This is a genomic window from Pseudomonas sp. CCC4.1, from assembly GCF_035019225.1.
Taxonomy (GTDB): Bacteria; Pseudomonadota; Gammaproteobacteria; order Pseudomonadales; family Pseudomonadaceae; genus Aquipseudomonas; species Aquipseudomonas bubulae.
The window spans coordinates 223,543-244,793 of the sequence record NZ_JASJWL010000001.1 but is presented as its reverse complement, the minus strand read 5'-3'; the positions used below and the strand labels follow the sequence as shown (position 1 = coordinate 244,793).

Annotated in this window: 22 protein-coding genes; 15 read left to right on the top strand and 7 right to left on the bottom strand. The window is 58.7% G+C overall.

Annotated features, from left to right (window positions below):
- Positions 1-8: 8 nt before the first annotated feature.
- Together QN377_RS01095 and QN377_RS01090 are read right to left on the bottom strand one after the other, a co-directional pair.
- Positions 9-1,292 carry an arsenic transporter gene (locus QN377_RS01095; RefSeq protein ID WP_095018500.1) on the bottom strand — a complete coding sequence of 428 codons (1,284 nt, stop codon included), beginning with the start codon at positions 1,290-1,292 and terminating at the stop codon, positions 9-11.
- An 8-nt stretch (positions 1,293-1,300) separates the two neighbouring features.
- The gene (locus tag QN377_RS01090) at positions 1,301-1,648 is read right to left on the bottom strand and encodes a metalloregulator ArsR/SmtB family transcription factor (protein WP_095018501.1); all 348 of its coding nucleotides are present in this window, start codon (positions 1,646-1,648) and stop codon (positions 1,301-1,303) included.
- A gap of 238 nt (positions 1,649-1,886) precedes the next feature.
- On the opposite strand from QN377_RS01090, the gene QN377_RS01085 reads away from it, so the two are divergent.
- Positions 1,887-2,582 carry a tRNA (adenine(22)-N(1))-methyltransferase gene (locus QN377_RS01085; RefSeq protein WP_095000614.1) on the top strand — a complete coding sequence of 232 codons (696 nt, stop codon included), beginning with the start codon at positions 1,887-1,889 and terminating at the stop codon, positions 2,580-2,582.
- A gap of 62 nt (positions 2,583-2,644) precedes the next feature.
- Here QN377_RS01085 and QN377_RS01080 read toward each other — a convergent pair whose 3' ends face one another.
- Positions 2,645-3,550 (bottom strand): LysR family transcriptional regulator, encoded by a 906-nt coding sequence (locus QN377_RS01080; protein ID WP_095000103.1) that lies wholly within the window; start codon positions 3,548-3,550, stop codon positions 2,645-2,647.
- 155 nt (positions 3,551-3,705) lie between these two features.
- Between QN377_RS01080 and QN377_RS01075 the strand changes: the two genes are divergently transcribed.
- The 3 genes from QN377_RS01075 to QN377_RS01065 all read left to right on the top strand — a co-directional run bounded on the left by QN377_RS01075 (position 3,706) and on the right by QN377_RS01065 (position 6,667).
- Positions 3,706-4,551 carry an SDR family NAD(P)-dependent oxidoreductase gene (locus QN377_RS01075; protein ID WP_095018502.1) on the top strand — a complete coding sequence of 282 codons (846 nt, stop codon included), beginning with the start codon at positions 3,706-3,708 and terminating at the stop codon, positions 4,549-4,551.
- 280 nt (positions 4,552-4,831) lie between these two features.
- Positions 4,832-6,013 carry a collagen-like triple helix repeat-containing protein gene (locus QN377_RS01070; RefSeq protein WP_095018503.1) on the top strand — a complete coding sequence of 394 codons (1,182 nt, stop codon included), beginning with the start codon at positions 4,832-4,834 and terminating at the stop codon, positions 6,011-6,013.
- Between the two features lie 159 nt (positions 6,014-6,172).
- Positions 6,173-6,667 carry an AAA family ATPase gene (locus QN377_RS01065; protein WP_095000106.1) on the top strand — a complete coding sequence of 165 codons (495 nt, stop codon included), beginning with the start codon at positions 6,173-6,175 and terminating at the stop codon, positions 6,665-6,667.
- Here QN377_RS01065 and QN377_RS01060 read toward each other — a convergent pair.
- Complete coding sequence (locus tag QN377_RS01060) at positions 6,642-7,529, bottom strand: LysR substrate-binding domain-containing protein (RefSeq protein WP_095018504.1); 888 nt, start codon at positions 7,527-7,529, stop codon at positions 6,642-6,644. The two genes, QN377_RS01065 and QN377_RS01060, sit on opposite strands and share 26 nt — an antisense overlap.
- 139 nt (positions 7,530-7,668) lie before the next feature.
- On the opposite strand from QN377_RS01060, the gene QN377_RS01055 reads away from it, so the two are divergent.
- Together QN377_RS01055 and QN377_RS01050 are read left to right on the top strand one after the other, a co-directional pair.
- The gene (locus QN377_RS01055; RefSeq protein WP_095019871.1) at positions 7,669-8,292 is read left to right on the top strand and encodes a glutathione S-transferase family protein; all 624 of its coding nucleotides are present in this window, start codon (positions 7,669-7,671) and stop codon (positions 8,290-8,292) included.
- A gap of 14 nt (positions 8,293-8,306) precedes the next feature.
- Positions 8,307-9,335: an LLM class oxidoreductase gene (locus tag QN377_RS01050; RefSeq protein WP_095026205.1), complete on the top strand. Its 1,029-nt coding sequence runs from the start codon at positions 8,307-8,309 to the stop codon at positions 9,333-9,335.
- 9 nt (positions 9,336-9,344) lie between these two features.
- Here QN377_RS01050 and QN377_RS01045 read toward each other — a convergent pair whose 3' ends face one another.
- The 3 genes from QN377_RS01045 to QN377_RS01035 are packed head-to-tail and all read right to left on the bottom strand — an operon-like array spanning position 9,345 to position 13,130.
- Entirely contained in the window at positions 9,345-10,673 is a 1,329-nt protein-coding gene (locus QN377_RS01045) for an MFS transporter (RefSeq protein ID WP_095000110.1), read from the bottom strand.
- Positions 10,674-10,720: 47 nt separating this feature from the next.
- A complete protein-coding gene (locus QN377_RS01040; protein ID WP_095000111.1) occupies positions 10,721-11,659 on the bottom strand; it encodes a LysR family transcriptional regulator in 939 nt (312 codons plus the stop codon).
- Between the two features lie 52 nt (positions 11,660-11,711).
- Positions 11,712-13,130 carry an FAD-binding oxidoreductase gene (locus QN377_RS01035; RefSeq protein ID WP_095018507.1) on the bottom strand — a complete coding sequence of 473 codons (1,419 nt, stop codon included), beginning with the start codon at positions 13,128-13,130 and terminating at the stop codon, positions 11,712-11,714.
- A gap of 146 nt (positions 13,131-13,276) precedes the next feature.
- Here QN377_RS01035 and QN377_RS01030 point away from each other — a divergent pair, with 146 nt between their 5' ends.
- The 9 genes from QN377_RS01030 to QN377_RS00990 all read left to right on the top strand — a co-directional run bounded on the left by QN377_RS01030 (position 13,277) and on the right by QN377_RS00990 (position 21,237).
- Positions 13,277-13,924 carry a class I SAM-dependent methyltransferase gene (locus QN377_RS01030; protein WP_095023346.1) on the top strand — a complete coding sequence of 216 codons (648 nt, stop codon included), beginning with the start codon at positions 13,277-13,279 and terminating at the stop codon, positions 13,922-13,924.
- On the top strand, positions 13,924-14,319 hold the full coding sequence (locus tag QN377_RS01025) for a GFA family protein (RefSeq protein WP_322212834.1): 396 nt from the start codon (positions 13,924-13,926) through the stop codon (positions 14,317-14,319). Before QN377_RS01030 ends, QN377_RS01025 begins: the two co-directional genes overlap by 1 nt.
- Positions 14,320-14,364: 45 nt before the next feature.
- On the top strand, positions 14,365-14,850 hold the full coding sequence (locus tag QN377_RS01020; RefSeq protein ID WP_095000115.1) for a DUF2867 domain-containing protein: 486 nt from the start codon (positions 14,365-14,367) through the stop codon (positions 14,848-14,850).
- A gap of 4 nt (positions 14,851-14,854) precedes the next feature.
- A complete protein-coding gene (locus tag QN377_RS01015) occupies positions 14,855-15,292 on the top strand; it encodes a GNAT family N-acetyltransferase (RefSeq protein ID WP_322212835.1) in 438 nt (145 codons plus the stop codon).
- 11 nt (positions 15,293-15,303) lie between these two features.
- Entirely contained in the window at positions 15,304-15,798 is a 495-nt protein-coding gene (locus QN377_RS01010) for a GNAT family N-acetyltransferase (RefSeq protein WP_176464967.1), read from the top strand.
- Positions 15,799-15,903: 105 nt separating this feature from the next.
- Entirely contained in the window at positions 15,904-16,332 is a 429-nt protein-coding gene (locus QN377_RS01005) for a LexA family protein (RefSeq protein WP_095000117.1), read from the top strand.
- Positions 16,322-17,602 carry a translesion error-prone DNA polymerase V subunit UmuC gene (umuC, locus tag QN377_RS01000; protein ID WP_095018511.1) on the top strand — a complete coding sequence of 427 codons (1,281 nt, stop codon included), beginning with the start codon at positions 16,322-16,324 and terminating at the stop codon, positions 17,600-17,602. The genes QN377_RS01005 and umuC overlap by 11 nt, the downstream gene beginning before the upstream one ends.
- A 406-nt stretch (positions 17,603-18,008) precedes the next feature.
- Positions 18,009-19,136 (top strand): efflux RND transporter periplasmic adaptor subunit, encoded by a 1,128-nt coding sequence (locus tag QN377_RS00995; protein ID WP_095032106.1) that lies wholly within the window; start codon positions 18,009-18,011, stop codon positions 19,134-19,136.
- Positions 19,137-19,194: 58 nt separating this feature from the next.
- Positions 19,195-21,237, top strand: a complete 2,043-nt coding sequence (locus QN377_RS00990; RefSeq protein WP_322212838.1) for a MacB family efflux pump subunit — start codon at positions 19,195-19,197, stop codon at positions 21,235-21,237.
- Positions 21,238-21,251: the final 14 nt, after the last annotated feature.

Sequence of the window (21,251 nt, the reverse complement as noted above, 5' to 3'; positions counted from 1 at the left end):
CGGTGGTATTAAAGGCTCAGGCGCAAAGCCAGGGCAGACAGGGTGACAAGCAGAATCGGCAGGGTCAGGATCAGCCCCACCTTGAAGTAGTAACCCCAGGTGATGCGAATGCCCTTGCGTGCCAGCACATGCAACCACAGAAGGGTGGCCAGACTGCCGATGGGGGTGATTTTCGGGCCCAGGTCGGAGCCGATGACATTGGCGTAGATCATCGCCTCGCGGATCACCCCGCTGGCATCACTGGCCTGGATTGACAGCGCGCCGAGCAAGACCCCGGGCATATTGTTCATCACCGAAGACAGCAGTGCGGCGAGCACCCCGGTGCCCAGGGTGGCGGCCCAAAGGCCGGACTCGGCCAACTGATTGAGAACCAGCGTCAGGTGGTGGGTCAGCCCGGCATTTTTCAGCCCGTACACCACCAGGTACATGCCCAGTGAGAACGTCACCACCTGCCAGGGAGCTTCGCGCAACACCCGTCGCGTTGAAATGACGTGGCTGCGCGCAGCCACAGCGAATAGCAGGGCGGCGCACACTGCAGCAATCGCGCTGACTGGAATGCCCAGTGGTTCCAGTGCAAACAGGCCTGTGAGCAGCAAGACCAGAACCCCCCAGCCGACAGCAAACGTCAACGGGTCGCGTATGGCCTTTCGTGGTTCGGGCAGCTCATCATGACAATAGTGGCGTGGAATATCGCGGCGGAAAAACCCGTACAACACCAGCAGCGTGGCGGCGACTGCAACGCAGTTGACCGGTACCATGACCGCGGCATAGGCGCTGAAACCCAGGCCGAAGTAGTCGGCCGAGACAATATTGACCAGGTTCGACACCACCAGCGGCAGGCTGGCAGTATCGGCAATAAAGCCTGCGGCCATGACAAACGCCAGGGTTGAGGCGGCAGAAAAGCGCAAGGCGAGCAGTATCGAGATCACGATGGGGGTCAGGATCAGTGCCGCGCCGTCATTGGCAAACAGTGCCGATACACCGGCCCCCAGCAGCACGGTAAACACAAACAGGCGCCGGCCATCACCCTTGGCCCAGCGGGCCACATGCAGGGCCGCCCACTGAAAGAAACCTGCTTCGTCGAGCAACAGGCTGATGATGATCACGGCGATAAAAGTGGCCGTGGCATTCCATACAATGGCCCACACTTGGGCAATATCGTGCAGTGATACCGCCCCCGCAAGCAGTGCCACAACCGCACCCAGTGAGGCACTCCAGCCCACCCCCAGGCCCTTGGGCTGCCAGATGACCAGAACCAGAGTGACCAAAAAAATTGCGAAGGCGATAAGCATCGGACGTCTCAGCAGCAGGCAATGGTGTTGAGCGGGCGCTCGCCCATGGCAGAGAGCCGCGCACTGTCGTGCGCAAGCCACTCGGTGTTGGCCAGCAGGGTGGTTTCAAGAACGCTGCGCACCCAGTCCGGCAGTTGCGGGTTGAGACGGTAATACACCCACTGCCCCTGGCGGCGGTCGAGCAGCAACCCGCAGCCTCGAAGCTGGGCCAGATGGCGGGAAACTTTCGGTTGGCTTTCATCCAGGGCACAGACCAGTTCGCATACACAGAGCTCGCCCTCACGGGCGATCAGCAAGGTGGCCCTGGCGCGGGTTTCATCGGACAGGCATTTGAACAGTGCGGCGGGACTGAGCATGGTGACTCTCTGTCTATACATATGGAAATTCGAATATACGGATATCCATATGTAATATCAACCTTGATCCCCCGCAAGACGTGCCCGGTAAAGCTGGGAGCCGGGCTTGCCGGCGGTATCGCGAGCAAGCCCGCTCCCACAGGGGCAGCGTGTGCCGGTGCTTTACCCGGGCCTGCTCACCGCGCATCATGTGCCGCCCCCCACACTGGCGGGCATCCGTGGTGAAAAGGAACAGCAGTTGAACGAACACACATTGTCCATGCGTCTGGAGCGCGTGGCAGCCCATATGCCGGCAGGTGCGCGGCTGGCCGATATCGGCTCGGACCACGGCTACCTGCCGGTGGCGTTGCTGCGTCGGGGGGCCATTGCCGCCGCCGTGGCGGGCGAGGTGGCCCTGACGCCCTTTCAGGCGGCCCGGCGTACCGTGCGCGAAAACGGCTTCGAGCAACGCATTAGCGTGCGCCATGCCAGTGGCCTGGCAGCGATCAGGCCGCAGGACGAGATTACGGCGATCAGCATCTGCGGCATGGGCGGCGAGACCATCCGCGATATTCTTGCAAGTGGCAAGGCACACCTGAGCGGACGGGAGCGCCTGATCCTGCAACCCAACGGCGGCGAGCAGCCTTTACGGCAATGGCTGATGGAAAACCACTACCACATCCTTTGCGAAGAACTGCTGCGGGAAAACCGTTTTTACTACGAAATCATCGTCGCCGAACGCATCGGACCGGTGAGCTATACCGCCGAGCAATTGTACTTTGGCCCCTTCCAGATGCAGGCGCGCAGCCCGCTGTTTCTGGGTAAGTGGCAACGTATGCTGGGTGAAAAACGCAAGGTTCTGAGCAATCTTGCCCTGGCGCGCCAGGCCGTGCCCGAAGCCCGGGTGGAGGAAATTGCCCGACAGGTCAGATGGATCAGCGAACTGCTGGCTTGAGTCTCGACTCATGCGGCGCAGCCATGCCAGCAAGTGTACTTGAAGGGGTTCGCTGAGCCTGTTCAGGGTTGAGTGTTGCCATCGAGCATGGCAATAAAGTGCTGTATCAGCGGTGACGGGTTATGGGCATGCCAGTTCATGTACAGGCCGATGGTGGGGTTGGCAGCGCCTGTCAGCGGCCGGATCGGACGGAACGCTACCTTGTCGCGCAGCGTCGAGCCGGCGAGGGATTGCGGCACCAGGGCCACGCCAAAACCGCAACTTACCAGGCCGATCAGGGTATGCAGCTGTGCGGCCTCCTGTACCACCCTGGGGTAGAACCCGGCGTTTTCGCACAGGCCGATCAACTGGCCGTGATAGCCGCTGCCCAGGGCTTGTGGAGTAAAGACAAAGTCTTCGTCAGCAAAATCGCGCAGCTCGATGGGCCCTGACTGCGCCTTGGGATGATCCAGGGGCAGGGCCATGACAATGGCCTCGTCGAGCAACAGGCGCGATTCGATGTCGGCTGCGATGAAGGGCAGTTTGCGCATAAAGGCGATATCGGTCTCGGCAGCCAGCAGCGCCTCGGCCTGGCTGGAGGAAGGCATTTCCTTGATCACCAGCTGGACCTGGGGAAAGGTTTGGCGAAACTGCCTGAGGCTGTTGAGCAACGGCTCGTAGTACGCGATAGACACCGCGCTGACAGTGAGCACACCGGCTACCCCTTGCGCCACCTGGCGGGCGTACTCCACCCCCTGTTCCAGTTCCTTGAGTGTGCGACAGGCCGCCTGCAAAAAGGCCTGGCCTGCGGGCGTCAGCTTGACCTCGCGCCTGCTGCGGGTGAACAGGGCTAACCCCAGCTTGTCTTCCAGTCGGCTGATCGCCTGGCTCAGGGGTGGCTGGGCCATGTGCAGGCGCACGGCGGCCTTGTGGAAATGCAGTTCCTCAGCCACCGCGATGAACTGACGGAGCAGTCGAGTTTCGATCATGTGCAGTGTTCCTTCCTTTGAACGGGGTTATCTGCGAACACCGCCGCTCTCACAGAGGGGCTGATAGGCAGCGGGTATCAACGGGCCTGTTGAACGGTATTAAACAACGCGCCTTTTGATTGTTACGGTGAAGTATCAATCAAGAGGGCATCCTTATGGACTTTAACGGCAAAACCGCAATTGTAACGGGTGCTGGCCGGGGCCTGGGCTTGAGTTATGCCAGGGAGCTGGCACGGCTGGGCGCCCATGTGCTGATCAGTGATATTGGCGCAGACAGGCAAGGCGCAGCAGCAGATGCATCCGTTGCCCATGACGCCGCGCAAGCGCTGGCAGCCCAGGGCTACAGCGTGATCGGTCATCACGGTGAGTTGGTCAGCGAGACGGGTTGCCGGCAGTTGGTCGAAACGGCCGTCGAAGCGTTCGGGCGGCTGGATATTGTGATCCACAATGCGGGCTGGGTCGGTTACCAGGCTATTGAAGAAGCGCAGCCTGAGTTTGTCGAGCGCGCGCTGGGGATCAATGTGTATAGCCCGATCTGGCTGTGCAAACATGCCTGGCCGTACCTGCGCCAATCATCGGCGGCGCGGGTGGTGCTGACCTCTTCGGACCGGGCCATGTACCAGCCCTATGCCCAGCCGGGCCTGACCGCCTACGCCGCCGGCAAGATGGCACAATTGGGCATCATGAATGCCCTGAGCAGGGAGGGTGCCGCCGATGGCATCCTGGTAAACGCAGTAGCGCCGGTGGCCAAGACCCGGATGTGGGGCGTTAACGGCGAACCGGACAACCTCAAGCTCCAGTGGGTGACCCCCGGTGTGATCTTTCTGGCCTCGGCTCAGTGCCAGGACAGCGGCTATATTCTGCGGGCCAGCAATGGTCAGTTCACGGCAACGCGGTTTGTCGAGAATCCCGGGGTGGACTACCCCCTGGATCTGGCCCGAATCAGGGCCGACAGCGCCGAGCAGGTCGCCCGCCTGTGGGAGCAGATCAAGGAATGCTGATGCTGGGGTCGGTCTTGTTAATTGTGCTTACCACTTAAGTAGGGGGCGCTGCGGCCATTGCGTGAAAAAGCCCTGTGCAAGTTGATATGCAGCGCTTTTTATAACCTGAGCATTAGTCCTTAAGTCGAGTCGCGGCAGCCTTATAGAGAGTATTAATACCAAGGAGTGAGTTGTGGGTTCGAGCCCGTGGCGTTGTCATGTTCCCCAGGATGGAAACTCCCTCTGATGCGAGTGCTGGGAGCTTTCGAACTCAGGCATGACAGATTCAAGGGAGCTGATTATGAACACCCAACTCTGGTTGAAAACAAGCACGGCCCTGTTGTTGGTCATGAGCGCCAGCCTGGCGGGCTGCCACAGTGGTGGTGGCGGGCATCACAGCAGTGACAGCGCAAGCACGCCGACGCCGCCGACCAATCCGACCACGCCAACTGATCCCACTACACCGACAGATCCAACTGATCCAACCAATCCAACCAATCCGCCTAACCCGGCAGTTACCCCGCCTCTGGTCACGGGGCAGGTCGCCGGTGAAGTCGGCACCGGACTGGGCGGTGTCGGCACCCTGGTCAGCGGCGTGGGCACTACCCTGACCACCGTTCCTGTGGTCGGCGCAGCAGGCGGGTTGGTGGTCAATACCGGTAATGCCGTGACTTCCATTACCGATGGCGTGACCAATGGCCTGGGCTCGCTGGGCACTGACAAAAACTCGCTGGGCATTACCGTGGCTGGTGTTACCAATGGCGTCAGCGATGTGGGTAAAGGCGTTTCGTCTCTCGGCACAGGTGTCAGCGCTCTGGTCGACAACACACCGATCAGTCAGGTCCCGCTGGTAGGCGGCGTAGTGGGCAAGGTCACCGGCACCGCGGGCGGGCTGGTGGACAAGGTCGGCACCACCGTCACCATGCTTGGCAACACACTGACCACCAATGTGACCAGCGGGCAATTGGGCAAGGCTACCGGTGGTTTGAATGACAAGGTCGTGGTCCCCGTGATCTCAATGGTGGAAAACGTCACAGGCAAGGTAGGCACCACCACCGGGTTGGGGCAGCCGGTGGACGGGTTGTTGACGAAGGTTGGCGGCGTGGTCGGCGGGCTGGGTGACAAGGTAGTCGATACCGGCAAGAACCCGCTCACCAATGTGGTGGGCGGTGTGCTAGGCGGTGTGGGTGGGGCACTGGATAAATCCGGCGGTTACCTGAACCCGACGACAACCACCGGCACCGGCACAAGCACAACTACCGGCGGGCTGGGCGGTTTGCTGGGCGGGCTGGGCACGGCCACAGGTTCAACCGGTACTCAGACAACCACCGGCGGCACAGGTGGTTTACTGGTTGGCAGCACTGGCTTGCTTGGCAGCCTGGGCGGCACGACCGGTACCCAGACAAACACCGGCACCTCGGGTGGCGCAAGTGCTTCCGGCGGGCTGGGTGGTCTGCTTGGCGGCCTGCTAAACAAAAACTGACTGGCCGCGCGCGGACGCTGTTGTACGGTTCGGTCTGTACCCCTGAAGTTCAGGTGCAGACCGGGCTGTTTTTCGTTCACCCTTGGCTGGTTTTATTGGCAATTGCGTTCTCTGCCAGCGCTGGGCATCATCCAATGTCCGCACTCAAGGAAGCGTCCCATGGTCACTGCGACACTGCATCTGATGTGCGGCAAGATCGCATCAGGCAAATCAACCCTGGCCAGAACGCTTGCGGTGGAGCACAGCGCGATATTGCTGAGCGAAGATAAATGGCTCTCATCGCTTTATCCCGGTGCGATCAATTCGGTAACCGATTACGCAGCCTACAGCCTGAGGATTCGCGGTGTGCTGGGGCCTCTGGTGATCGACCTGCTGGAGTCCGGTGTGGATGTGGTGCTGGATTTTCCTGCCAATACCATTGCCGGCCGTGAATGGTTGCTCGGCCTGGCAGAAACCGCGCGTGTGCCGCACTGCCTGCATTATCTCGCTGTGGACGACGACACCTGCCGTGCGCGCCTGCATGTACGCAACCAGCTTGCCGAGCATGACTTTGCCGCATCGGATGCCGAGTTTGATCTGATCACCACCTACTTTCGCTCCCCGGATGCAGACGAGGGGCTGGTGATTGTTACTTACCCCCGGCCTCTTGCATGATCCAGTGCATAAATGCCCTGACCTCATCCCGTTGCATTGCCTCCACCCGCGTTACGGCGTAGTAGGCAAAGCGCGCCGGCCAGGGCTTGTCCATGACTTGTACCAGGCGGCCTGCAGCGATTTCTTCGGTTGCGTACTCCTGGGGCACCAAGGCCAGCCCCTGGCCTGCTTCGGCTGCGCGGATCAATAAAAAATCGTCCTCAAAAGCAGTCCCGCGCTCGGCGCGCGGGTCTTTGCCCACGCCATGGGCGCTGAGCCACAACAGCCAGTCGGCACGGTCAGCGTCATGCAGCAGGGGGAAGTCGAGGCAGTCCTGCGGCTGTGCCGGCCCCGGGTTGCCAGCCAGCAGGGCGGGGCTGGCGACGGGGATCAGTACAGGTGCCATCAAACGGGTCACGTGCAGGCCGGGATAGACCCCAAGCCCATGGCGCAAGGCAATATCGACACGCCCGTGGTGCATGTCCACCAGCGCGGAAGTGGCCTCCACCCGCACCTCGATATCCGGGTGCAGGCGGTTGAATCGTCCCAGGCGCGGCACCAGCCATGAGGCGGCAAAGGTTGCCACCGTACTGATCGTCAGGGTCTGGCGCGCAGTGCTTTGTTGCAGTGACAGCATGGCCTGCTCGATTTGCCCGAAGGCCTCAAGCAGGGCCGGGTGAACACCGGCGCCGGCCTCTGTAAGCCGCAAGCCGCTGCGTTCGCGGGTAAACAGCGGCATGCCGACCCGGTCTTCCAGCAGACGGATCTGCTGGCTGACGGCACCTGAGGTGACATTCAGCGTTTGCGCGGCCGCCTTGATGCTGCCTTGCTGGCCAACTTCGACGAAAGCACGCAATGCGAGAAGGGGCAGTGAAGCTGCCATAGGCTTTAGTTTTCCTGAATCTGGTGTGCAGAAATGATCGTTTCCGCTGACACACAGCGAAAGCGATGATGTTCCGAGTTTAGAGATGCTGTGCAAGTTCAGTAAAACTATATCTAACCGGACGCCCTGCATGAACCCCATGATCACGTTGTATACCGACAGCTCGCCCAATGGTTTCAAGATCACCATTGCCCTGGAGGAACTCGGTTTAACCTACCACCTGCGGCACGTAAACATTGACCAGGGCGAGAACCGCAGCCCGGCGTTTTTGCGCCTCAACCCGCACGGGCGTATCCCGGTGCTGGTCGACGAAAGCAGTGGCATCACATTGTTTGAATCGGCAGCCATCCTGCTGTATCTGGCTGATATCAGTGGTCAGCTCTTGCCCGTCGAACCCGCCAAACGCTGGGAAGCCATCCAGTGGCTGATGTTTCATGCTGCCAGCGTGGGGCCTGTGATGGGCCAGCGCGTTCACTTCGAGCTGTTTGCCGCAGACAAAATTCCCCAGGCCATTTCGCGCTATCGGCGCTTGATGGATGAAGCCTTTACCACCCTGGACAACCGCCTGGCCGAGCACCCCTATCTGGCCGGTGACGAGTACTCGATTGCCGATATTGCCCAGTTTGGCTGGACCCATATCGCGCAAGTCATCGATTTCGATTTCAGCGCCTATAAGCACCTGAGCGCCTGGTACCAGCGCATTGGCACCAGACCCGCCGTGCAGCGCGGTATCGCTCTGCCTACTCGCGCCACCGGCGCTTGAACCAGGGGATCAATATGAACACTACAGATCAGATCACAGGCCAGTCGTCGCCCGCATTTGCCAGCCACCGCGGTTATCGGCGCATGTTCGCGGCCAATCAGCTGACCCTCGGGATTTTTCTGCCATTGCGCTTTTACAAGGGCGACATGGCGGTACTGGCCGGGCAGGCCGAGCGGGTTCGCGACATCGACCGATATGGTTTTGCCGCAGTCTGGGTGCGCGACGTACCGCTGTTCGATCCTGCCTTCGGTGATGCGGGGCAAGTATTCGATCCCTTTACCTACCTGGCGTTTCTGGCGGCTCACACCCGCACAATTGCGCTGGCAACCGGCAGTGCAATCTTTTCGTTGCGCCATCCCATTGATCTGGCCAAGGCCAGCGCCACCATCGATCAGTTGTCGAACGGGCGCCTGGTCATGGGGATCGCCTCGGGAGACCGGGCCATTGAGTTTCCCGCCTATGGTCTGGAGCACGCCCGGCGGGGTGAGCGGTTTGCCCAGAGCGTGACGTATTTCCGCCAACTGATGCAGGCCCGTGCGCCGGTTATCGATTCGGCACTGGGGCACATGGCCGGAGCCGAATTTCTGCCCCGGCCCGTGGCGGGAGCCATCCCCCTGATGGTCACCGGTTCATCCCGTCAGTCACTGGCCTGGATTGGCGAGCATGCCGATGGCTGGCTGACCTTTCCCGAATCGACCCACGACCGCGCAGGGCCGCAACGCCTGGGCGAAAAGATCCGGGCCTGGCGCCAGTTGATCCCGGACGGCGGGTTCAGGCCGCACATGACCAATGAATGGCTCGACCTGGTTGATGATCCCGATTATCCCCGCACCTCTTTACAGGGCGGTTATGTGTTGCGCACCGGGCGCAATGGCCTGATTGACCTGCTGGGTGAATGGCAAGCAGCAGGGGTCAACCATGCGGCCCTGGGTATCCAGTTTTCGGCGCGGCCTGCGGCAGAGGTCATACAGGAGCTGGCAGAGCACGTGTTGCCGCATTTTCCTTCCCATCAGGGGCCGGGGCGTGTCGGGCCAGCATGGTGAAGGCACCTGTCAGGCCACTGCCTTGATCTCAACAACCGGGTCACTGCGCGTGCGTGACACACTCAGGCCCAGCAGCCCGCCGAGCACCAGCGCGCCGGCCATAAAGTACATTGCCGCCTGGGTGTTGCCGGTCAACTGCGTCAACCAGCCGACCACAATGGTGCTGAAAAATCCGGCGACATTGCCCAGGGAGTTGATCAGCGCGATCCCCGCAGCGGCGGCTGCACCGCCCACCACCGCGGTAGGCATGCCCCAGAACACCGGCAAGCTGCTGATCATAGCTGCTGTGCCGACGGTCAGGCCGATCATCGACAGCCACAGGCTCGCGCCGAACAGGGTGCCAAATACCACCCCGCCAGCGCCGATAAAGGCGCAGATTGCCAGGTGCCAGCGATACTCGCGAACACGGTCGCTGCTGCGTCCCACCAGCACCATGCTCACGGCGGCCACGGAATAGGGAATAGCACTCAACACGCCAATGGCCCAGGGTTCGGCGACACCGCTGTTGCGGATAATGGTCGGCATCCAGAAACTGATCACGTACTGGCCCAGCACCAGGCAAAAGTACACCGCCCCCAGCAGCCAGATTTTCGGGTTGAGCAGACCATCGCGTACGGAGTGGTGGGATTTGGCACGGGTTTCGCGATCCAGCGCCGCCTGCATGCCGCGTTTTTCTTCGGCGCTGAGCCAGCGGGCGTCGGCAATCCGGTCGCGCAGCAGAAAGAACACGGCGGCGCCCAGGGCCACCGCCGGCAAGCCTTCGATCACGAACAGCCATTGCCAGCCGGCGTACCCTGCCACGCCATCGAGGGTTTGCATGATCAAGCCGGAAATCAGCGAGCCCAGCATGCTGGAGATCGGCAGGGCGGCGATAAACAGTGAAATCATCACGCCCCGGCGATGGCTCGGAAACCAGGTGGTGAGATAGAAAATAATCCCCGGGAAAAAGCCTGCTTCGGCAATGCCGATCAAAAAGCGCAGCAGGTAGAAGCTCATGGGGGTTTCGACAAACATCATGGCCGCTGACAACAGGCCCCAGGTCATCATGATCCGCGCGATCCAGCGCCGGGCGCCAAACCTGTGCAGGGCGATATTGCTGGGGATTTCGAACATCAGGTAGCCGACAAAAAACACCCCGGCACCGAGCCCGTACACCGCCTCGCTGAACTTGAGGTCATCAAGCATCTGCAGTTTGGCAAAGCCCACATTGACCCGGTCCAGGTAGGCGACCAGATAACAGACCATCAGCAACGGAATGACTCGCCAGGCGGTTTTGCGGTAGGCCGAATGCAGTGCATGGTCCGGCATGTCAGCAGGGGGTGGCGGTAGGGTGTTCATCTGGAGCCTCTTTTTTGTTGTTGTAGGGGCAGGTGTGCAATCACCGATCAGCGCGCACGGCCTCCCGGCCATTCGCCGCACGCGCACATGGCGTGCACGACTTCGCGGATCAACTCACTGATCAGGGTTTTAAGATGGCTGGCGGGCATCGAAGCGCAACTGCAGATACCCAGGGTTCGGGTCAAGCCGTCAGCGGCAATGCGGTGGGCCACCAGCCGACCGTCATCGATTTCACGCACGGCCAGGTTCAACGGCATGATGGTGTGACCGATACCGGCCTCGACCGCGCTTTTGAGGATATGCACGGAGTTGACCTCCATGACGATTTCGCCCACGGCCAGCCCGTGCTGTTTTACCGCGTGCTCGACCAGCGTGCGGGTGCAGTGACCGTGGGCTTGACTGGGAAATACCAGCGGCCGGGCCAGCGCCTGCGCCAGGCAAACCTCACCGGCAGCGGGGGCGTCGGCGGCATCGGCACGGTGGATCAGGTAAAAATCTTCTTCGATCAATGCGCTGAACAACACTTGCGGGGGCAGGTCGATGGCGCTGAACAGGGCCAGGTCAATGCGCCCGTGCAGTAACTGGTCCATGACGTTGCCGGTCAGCTCTTCGTTGAGATGGAATGCCACCTGCGGGTAACGGGCGGCCACGGCGCGCATCAGCGGCATGGCAAGGAGGGTGGCGACGCTTTGCGGCAGCGCCACGATAATCGAGCCACTGACCGAGTCCGGGCTGCTGCTGACGGCAGCCCGGGCATCGCTCAGATGCTTGAGCATGCCCTGGGCGTATTCGTAGAAGACCTTGCCGGCCTCGCTGGCGACTACGCCGTTGTGGCTGCGATGGAACAGCTGAACCCCCAGATCGTCCTCCAGCGCCGACATCTGCTTGCTCAAGGCCGATTGCGCCACATGCACCTGGCGGGCGGCTTTGGACAGGCTGCCGCAATCGATCACGGCGACAAAGTATTTGATCTGGCGGATTTCCATTGCGGTGCTTCCTGCAGGACTCGGATATGCGGGCCGGTGATGGTACCGCGGGTCAGCCTGCAGAGCGCCCTCGAGGGAATATCTTGCCGGGGTTCATCAGCTGTTTCGGGTCGAGCGCCGCCTTGATCGACTGCATGACGTCCACGGCGTTTTGCCCGTGTTCAACGGCCATGAAGTGCTGTTTGGTCAAGCCGATGCCGTGCTCGCCGGTGCAACTGCCCTGCAGGGCAATGGCCCGCTCGGCCAGGCGATGGGCCACGCCTTCGGCGCGTTCGATTTCGTCGGGGTTGTGCGGGTCGACCAGGATCACGGCATGGAAGTTACCATCGCCCACATGACCGAAAATCGGTGCGAGAAAGCCGTTTTGCGCAAGGTCCGCTGCCGTCGCTTCAATGCACTCGGCCAGTCGTGAAATCGGTACTACGGCATCGGTGGTCAGGGCGCGGCAACCGGGGCGCAGGGCGAGGGCGGCGAAGTAGCCGTCATGCCGGGCCTGCCACAGACGGCTGCGATCCTCCGGATGCACAGCCCACTCGAAGTCCATGCCCTGATGTTCATCGGCAACCATGCGCACGGTCTCGATCTGTTCTTTCACGCCGGCTTCAGAGCCATGCAGTTCAAAGAGCAGCGACGGCGCCTCGCGCAACTGCGTGCTGCTGTAGGCGTTGAGGGCGCGCATGGTCAAGGCATCGAGCAGTTCAATGCGGGCGACCGGCACACCGAGCTGGATGATCTGGATCACGGCGCGTACGGCCAGATCCACGCTGGGAAAGCGGCACACGGCAGCTGAAATGGCTTCAGGAATCGGGTGCAACTTGACGGTCAGTTCGGCGATGGTCGCCAGCGTCCCGCCCGAGCCGACCAGTAAATGGGTCAAGTCATAGCCGGCGGAAGACTTGCGCGCCCGCCCGCCGGTGTTGATCACCCGGCCGTCGGCCAACACCGCCGTCATGGCCAGTACGTTTTCGCGCATGGTGCCGTAGCGCACGGCGTTGGTCCCGGAAGCACGGGTCGCCGCCATGCCGCCCAGTGACGCATCGGCCCCGGGGTCGATAGGGAAAAACAGCCCGGTGCCGTGCAACGCTGCATTCAACTGTTTGCGGGTCACCCCCGGTTGTACAGTGGCGTCCATATCGTCAACGCGAATGGCAAGCACCTGGTTCATGCCCGAGACATCAATGCTGACGCCACCGTGGGAGGCTTGCAGCCAGCCTTCCAGCGAGGTGCCGCTGCCATAGGCGATCATCGGCGTATCGTGGCGATAACAGGCGCTGCTGATACTGACGATATCCTCAAGGCTGTTGGCATAGGCCACGGCATCCGGCGGCATGGGGTCTAGTGCGGAAATATCGCTGCCGTGGTGCTCGCGCACGCTGGCCGAGGTGGAGAAGCGGGTGCCGAGCAATTGGCCCAGCTCCTCGCGCAATGATTCGGCCAGGGGCGGGTGTTCGCAGGCAGCAGGATGGGTCATCAGACAATCTCCGGTTGTTGTGCACCGCGTAAAACGGGCGGCATTATCAGGGAGTTATGACTTATCTTAGGCAGCCTTGGGTACACACTCGTAGTGCTGAATTCAGATGGATCCATCTGTTTTTGAGATGGTCTGTGACAGGCGTAATGATCAAGAAGGAACTTGAGTTGAGTGACTGGGAAGCCTATTACCAGGCAAGTGAACAGCGCGGGCAATCGCCCTTGCTGAGTAGGGCCTTGAACCTGATCAGCGCGAATGAGGGTTCACGTCAGGCCGTGGACCTGGGTTGTGGGGCCGGAATGGAAACCCGGCAATTGCTGGCCGCAGGCTGGGACGTACTGGCCATTGACCGCGAAGCCGGCGCCATTGCGCGAACATCTGCATTGTCACAAGGTGTCAGCGGTGGGCGGCTGGCGACCCTGGCCTGCGATTTTGAACAGCTGACGCAGTTACCTGCATCCAGATTGATCCATGCCGGTCTCGCCTTGCCGTTCTGTCGGCCAGAATATTTTGAAACCCTTTGGCGGCTTGTTACTGCGGCGCTTGAACCGGGTGGTGTATTTGTCGGCCATCTGTTTGGCGAACGGCACGGCTGGGCGGCACTTGCCCATATGACCTTTCAGACCGAAGCGCAGGCGCGCTTGCTGTGCGGTAATCTTGAGCTGCATCTGTTGCGCGAATTCGAGCAACCGGGTGCCAGTTTGCAGGGGGACATCGCCTGGCACCGCTTCGATATCATTGCCAGCAAGCCGCAAGGCGACGATAAATACCGTACTGAACAAAGGAGCCTGTGATGAAGGGAAGTTGCGCCTGCGGTGCCGTTGGCTATGAAATTGATCGTATCGACCTGCCTGTAAGCCATAGTCATTGCCAGTCGTGCCGCAAAACCCATGCTGCTGCGTTTGTCACCACGGCCGGTGTTTTGCGTGAGCACTTCCATTGGACGAGGGGGCAGGAAAAGCTCAGCAACTACGAGTCTTCCCCCGGCAAGCTGCGGCGCTTTTGCTCGCTGTGCGGTTGTCACCTTGTGGCTGAACGTGACACAGCCGCGGCTGTGATTGTTCGTGTTGCGACCCTGGACGAGGACCCGGGCGATCGCCCGCAATACCATATCTGGGCTGAGCATGATGTCCCATGGCTTGAACATGAAGACCTTGCGGTCTACCCGCAATGGCAGCCGGGGCGCTAGGGCTTCAGTGGCATTATTTAACTTTTATCAGGGAGATAACCGTTAGTGACCCGTGCATCTGTGCATACCCTGCGTCCGCTGCCCGAGCTTGATTACCATGACAGCAGATCGGTGCTGCTGCCTGTGCAGATCACGGCGCTGCAAGCCTGGAACCTGATGACGGCCGGGCAGGGGCCGCTGATGCGCCTGGCGTTTCGAACCCGAGACGGGATTTCTTCGTTATTTGGCGTAAAGCGCATTGGCGGTTTCTCCGGTACCCGGCGCGAGGCCGTGCAGGCAGGTGACTATCTGGATTTCTTTCTGGTAGAGCACAGCGCCCCCGAGGTATTGGTGCTGACCGAGCGTGACCGGCATCTGGATGTGATGACCTGTGTGTCGATGGCTGATCGGGTACTGACAATCACCTCCTCTGTGGTCACCCATAACACCTTTGGCCGTCTGTATATGCTGCCGGTGGGGCCGGCGCACAAACTTATTGTCAACAGCTACCTCAAGCGCCTGAAGCGCAAGCTGCAAGGGATGGAGCCCTGAATTTATGAACATAGCCATAAGACTTGCCAATCAGGCAGATATCCCGACAATTTTTGTCATCCGTACCCGCGTCAGGGAGAACCCTCTTTCTCACCAACAGTTAACTGAAATGGGCATTACCCCCGACGCCATAGGTCAGGCGATGGAAGCCGCTCCCTGTATCTGGGTGACCGAGGTCGAGGGTGTTACGGTGGGGTTTGCCATGGCCGATGCCGAGGATGGCTGTGTCTTTGCCGCATTTGTCCTGGCCGAATTCGAGGGGCTCGGGCTGGGTCGCAGACTGATGGCGAAGGCCGAGGCGTTTCTGTTTCAGCATCACCCCACGATTTGGCTGGAGACCGCTGAAAACAGCCGTGCCAGCGGTTTTTATCGGCACCTTGGCTGGCAGGCGGTGGCGAATTTGCCTGAAGGTGATGTTCGTTTTGAAAAATCACGGACGTAGCAGGGAAGGGTATGCACATTCGATTGACGCAAGCCAGTGACTGGATGCTGTTGAAGCAGGTTCGCCTGGCAGCGCTTCTGGAGGCCCCGACGGCATTTGGCGTGAGCTATCAAACGGCGGCCAGTTACACCGACGAGCAGTGGCAAGAGCGCGCTGATTCAGGGGCGGGGACGCAATTCTGGCTGGCCATCGAGGACAGCAAGGCGGTGGGCATGATCGGTGCCGGGGTGAGCGAAAACCGGCGCTATAACTTGATCGGCATGTGGGTCGAGCCCGGCGTGCGCGGCGCCGATGTGGCCGCCCGGCTGGTTGGCGCAGTCAAGGCCCGGGCGCTGCAGGGTGGGCATGAGTACGTTTATCTCGAGGTAGCCCCGGACAACGCAAGAGCTGCCAGCTTCTACCTGAAGCAAGGGTTCAGGTTCAGGGATGAATGGGAACCCTTGGCAAGTCATCCCTCTATCAGGTTGCAGACGATGTGCTGGGTTGTGACTCCAGACAGCCCCTGAAATCGGCTACACACTCCTCTCGTCGAAATATCTGTCAGAAAAATTGACCAGAATGATCCTACGCAGTTTACTGTATGTTCATACAGTTATCGTAAGGCGTGCGTCATGAGCTTCACTTCCCTGGGTCCCATTGCTGAAGATGGCGTTCGCCTGCCACTTTGCTCCTTCAAAGTCCCCGCGGGGTTTCCGTCACCGGCGGCGGATCATATCGAGAAGGAAATTTCCCTCGATGAACTGCTCGGTATCCGTGCGCCCCATGTGTATCTGGTGCGCATCGACGGCGACAGCATGCAGGGAGTGGGGATTTTTTCAGGGGATCTGGCGGTGGTGGACCGTGCTATCGAGCCCGGGCATGGCCATGTGGTGGTGGCGCTGCTCAATAACGAGCCGATATGCAAACGCCTGTGCCTGCGTGGCAAGAGCGTTGTGCTGCAATCCGAAAACCCGAAGTATCCGGACCGGTATGTACTCGAAGGTGATGAACTGACAGTCTGGGGCGTGATTACCTATACCGTGCGCAGCCATGGCCACTAAGCCTGCGCCGGTTTTTGCCCTGATCGATTGCAACAGTTTTTACGCCAGCTGTGAGCGTGTGTTCAGGCCCGACCTGGCCAAGGTGCCCATTGTGGTGCTGAGCAACAACGACGGCTGCGTGATCGCCCGCAGTTATGACGCCAAGCCTCACGTGAAGATGGGCGAGCCGTATTTCCAGATCAAGGATCGGCTCGAGCAACTGGGGATTGTGGCGTTCTCGTCCAACTATGCGTTGTATGGCGACATGAGCGAGCGTGTCATGAGCCTGATCGAGGCGATGTTGCCGGCTGTCGAGGTCTACAGCATCGACGAGTCCTTTGCCGACCTGAGCGGTATCGTTGACGCCACCGCCATGGGCCGTCAGTTGCGCAGTCGCATCCTGCAATGCACGGGCATTCCGGTGGGGGTCGGCATCGCGCATACCAAGACCCTGGCCAAGCTGGCGAATCACACCGCCAAGCGCTTGCAGGCCCACACGGGGGGCGTGGTGAACCTGTGTGGCGACCATGAACGTGACTGGGTACTGCGCAATACCGCGGTGTCGGAGGTCTGGGGCGTTGGCCGACGCATGACCGCGCATCTTGAAGGTATGGGGATTCGCACAGCGATGGATCTGGCCAAAGCGGACCCGTGGTCGCTGCGCAAAAAATTCAGCGTGGTGATCGAAAAAACGGCCCGTGAATTGAACGGTACATCCTGCCTGGCCCTGGACGAGCCCGACCCGCCCAAGCAGGAGATCTGCTGCAGCCGTATGTTTGGCAAGCGCCTGACCGAGCTGGCACCGATCAAGGAGGCCGTAGCCACCTATATGATGCGTGCCTCGGAAAAACTCAGGGCACAAAAGTCATACTGCCAAAAAGTCCGGGTCAGCATTCGTACCGGCATGTTCAACCCGGACGAGGCGAAGTACGCCAAGGGCGTGGTGGTGACCTTGCCCTATCCTACCGATGATGTGCGGTTACTCACCAGAGCAGCGGTGGATGCTCTGGAGCATGTGTTTCAGCCCGGCTTCAGATACAGCAAGGCCGAAGTGTTGTTGCTCGACCTGCGCCAGCCGGGGGAGTTTTCCGACGATCTGTTTGCCGTCAATCAACCGGCAGAAGCTTCACGGGTGATGGCGGTACTGGATGCCATCAATGGCCGCTGGGGCAGGGGCACGTTACGGGCCGCCAGCGTGCCGGGCAAACCCGACTGGGGGATGCGCCGGGAGATGATGAGCCAGAGTTATACGACGCGGGTGGATCAGCTTTGGCAGGTTTCGTGCCGATAAATACGGCCGTTGATTGTGCAGAACTGTGGGCAATGAACTGTACGCGCAAAGTGGAGATCCGGTGTGTGAAGTTCAAACATATGGCCTGCTCAGAACACTGGGCTGTCGTGTGCTGCTGGTTTGCTTGTTGAAGACTCAAGAAAAATCAAGGTAGGAAAACCCTGAATTAATAGTGGGGTTATTCTTGCGCTTGCTCCTGGCAGTTGAATGTTAGTACTGATGCTGTACTAATGGTGTTGCCCTGTTATATCAATTGCCGAACAGGCACTGGTTTTAATTGCAAGAGTGGCGGGCTATCAAGACTATCAAGAAAAGTCAAAAAAGCAGATGCAGGTACGTGCCTGCTATCAGGCAAGGTCAGGATTAAAGATGATAAACACAGTTGCATTGTATTGGTTGCTCACTTATGCGATTTAAATGGATTGTTTTTGTTGTCGGGCTGGTCGCATTATCTTCTTTTGCATTTTATGGGTTGTTTGATCGGTCTGATGAAGTGAGCCATATCGTTGCGCCAGTAACGAAAATCGACATGGAAAGTCTGGTTTTGGCAACAGGCCCGATAGTCGCAACGGGCTTGGTCGATGTCGGCGCGCAGGTTAATGGTCAAGTTAAAACAATCCATGTGCGACTGGGTGACAAGGTCAAAAAAGGCCAGGTATTAGTGGAGATTGATCCGGAGCTTCAGGAAAATGCCTTGAGCAAGGCGAAAGCCAGCCGCGATCTTGTACTGGCACAGCAAAAGGCCAGGGAAAAAGCGCGCCAGCGCGCAGAGAGGGTATTTACCCGCCAGCAAGCGCTGTACCAGGCAGATGCCAGCGCAAAAAGAGACCTTGAGCAAGCCGAAGTGGAGCTGGAAAATGCCCGGGCTGAAGTCTTCGTTCTAAAAAGCCAGATTCATTTGGCTCAAATCGAGATGGATAGCGCAGTGGCTAATCTCGGGTATACGAAAATCAAGGCGCCTGCCGATGGCGAAATCATCGCTATTGTGACTAAAGAGGGCCAGACAATTGTGTCCGCCCAGACATCACCGACCATTCTGATTATGGGCAATATGGACAGGATGACAGTCAAGGCCAGAATATCCGAGTCGGATATTGTACGAGTGCAGGAGGGGCAAAAGGTTGTTTTTACCGTGACCGGTGCACCGGAGCTGTCTTTCGAATCGAACATTCTTGCCGTTGAACTTCTGCCGGAGTCCGTCGTTACTGACAGCAAAGAACTCTCAAAGCCCAATGCAACGTCCAATGTTCCTGTTTACTACAATGCTACGTTTGAAGTTGATAACCCTGATCGTCTGCTCAAGCCTTTGATGACAGCCAACGTTAAAATCACTCAGGAAAGCGTTGGTCAGGTGATGGCAATTCCTTTGGCCGCTCTCGGAAAAAAGCAGTCTGCGGGCAATCTTTATGAAGTGCGTATATTGACGGAGCAGAAAGAAGTGATTGCAAGATCCATTGCGATCGGTCTGCGAAACAATACGCATGTGCAAGTTAAGTCGGGGCTTGAGCTAGGCGACAATGTCATTATCGAATAGGCGTTGATTGACGTTGTGCTGTGGGAGTCATTGTTAATATTTATTTGTCGGGTAGTGTATGGAATGTCTCAGGAAAATAAAGTTTCGAACTCGGCCCACGAAGGATGCCGTAAAGCCTGGCAACCTGCCAGAGGAAAACCTGAGCTTATCCGCGCCATTAATCCAATTGATAAATGTCAGCAGGAGCTATTTCAATGGTCATTCATCTACAGAGGCTTTACGAGACGTCAACCTGAATATCCGTGCAGGTGAGATGGTTGCAATTGTCGGGACATCGGGCTCGGGAAAATCGACCCTTCTCAATATTCTGGGGTGCCTTGTCCCGCCTTCGCAAGGGCAATACATCCTGCACGGGCGGAGTGTGACCCGTCTGACGAATAATGAGTTGGCAGATTTGCGCAGGGGCACTTTCGGATTCGTATTCCAGCGCTACCATTTGCTGGGCCACCTGAATGCTGAAGAAAACGTTTTGTCTCCAGGCCTTTATGTCGAAGGGGAGAAGAAAACACTGCGTGCACGCGCGCAAATGCTGTTGAGCAGTCTTGGGTTGAGTGACCGCTTGCACTTCTTTCCGGGACAGTTGTCAGGTGGGCAGCAACAGCGTGTCAGCATTGCGCGTGCACTGATGAATGGCGGCGACATCATATTGGCCGATGAGCCGACCGGTGCGCTGGATACCAAGAGCGGTGAGGAGGTGATGGCCGCCTTATGTGAACTGAATGCAAAAGGGCATACCGTCATTATTGTTACGCACAATAATGACATTGCTTCATATGCGCAGCGGCTGATTCATATTCAGGATGGCTGCATCTCTTCGGATACAGGCAATCACCCTGCCTCGTCAACGGCAGGGCCGCGAGGGGGGCCGGGGTTGAAACCTGCACAGGGCTCCTCGATAAACATGCTGTCAGGCTGGGTGGAGGCAATTAAAATTGCTTTTTCGTGGCTGGTCAGAAAGCCCTTGCATGCGGGATTGACGGTACTGGGAATCGTCATCGGCATTGCTGCGGTTTCATCGGTTATTGCCCTGGGTGAGGGGGCGCGCGACCGCATAGTTCAAGAGATCAGCGCCCTGGGTGCTGACACCATCGATATTTACTCCGGGAAGGACTGGGGTGATATCTACAAGGATTCAAACAAAGCGCTGAGTGAATCTGATGTGGACTATCTGCGATCACTTCCCTACGTTGACAGCATCTCCCCGGTCACTTCTGCGACAGCCACCATTACATCAAAAAACGCCAACCTTTCAGCTCAGGTATTGGGTGTCGGTGAAGCGTTTGCCAGGGTGAGAGGCGAGGTATTTGCGCAAGGTACTTTTTTTTCCAGTGATGATGTTAAACGGCAGGCGCAAGTTGCAGTCATTGATGAAAATATGCGCAAAAGACTTTTCCCGAGCTGGGAGGACCCGATTGGAAAAGTCATATTGGTAGGCCCGATGCCGGCAATCGTCATAGCGGTTATCAAGAATACACCGTCTTCATTTGGTGAGGCGCCTGTTCTGCAGATGTATATGCCTTATACCACGTTGATGTCACGTATTTCGGGTCAGTCATTTCTTGAAAGCATTGTAGTGCGCGTGGCTGACGGGATTTCAAACGAACTGGCCGAAAGTAATATCAATCGTCTTTTGGAACTCAAACGCGGCAGCAAAGATTTTTTCACAAGTTCTGCAGACTCAATACTCCGGTCGGTGACCAGTGCTACCAGAGTCTTGAACGTGCTGAGCATATCGGTCGCATCGATTTCTCTCCTGGTTGGAGGAATTGGCTTGATGAATATGATGCTTTACTCAGTAGCAGAGCGAACCTATGAAGTAGGCGTTCGTATGGCGTTCGGTGCCCGTCGACGAGATATCATGCAGCAGTTTCTCAGCGAATCCTGTTTGCTGTGCATATTTGGCGGTGGTTTTGGGTTTTTGCTGGCCCTGCTTGCCGGGGAAATTTTAGGCGGATTACAAACTGATTTTCCGCTTAAATTTTCTTATTGGTCGTTCATGGTAGCGTTTGCAAGTTCTACCGTTATTGGTCTTGTATTTGGTTATATACCTGCTCGAAATGCCGCCAGGCTGGATCCTGTCGAGGCTTTGTCCCGGGCGTAAGTCAATGGGTTTGC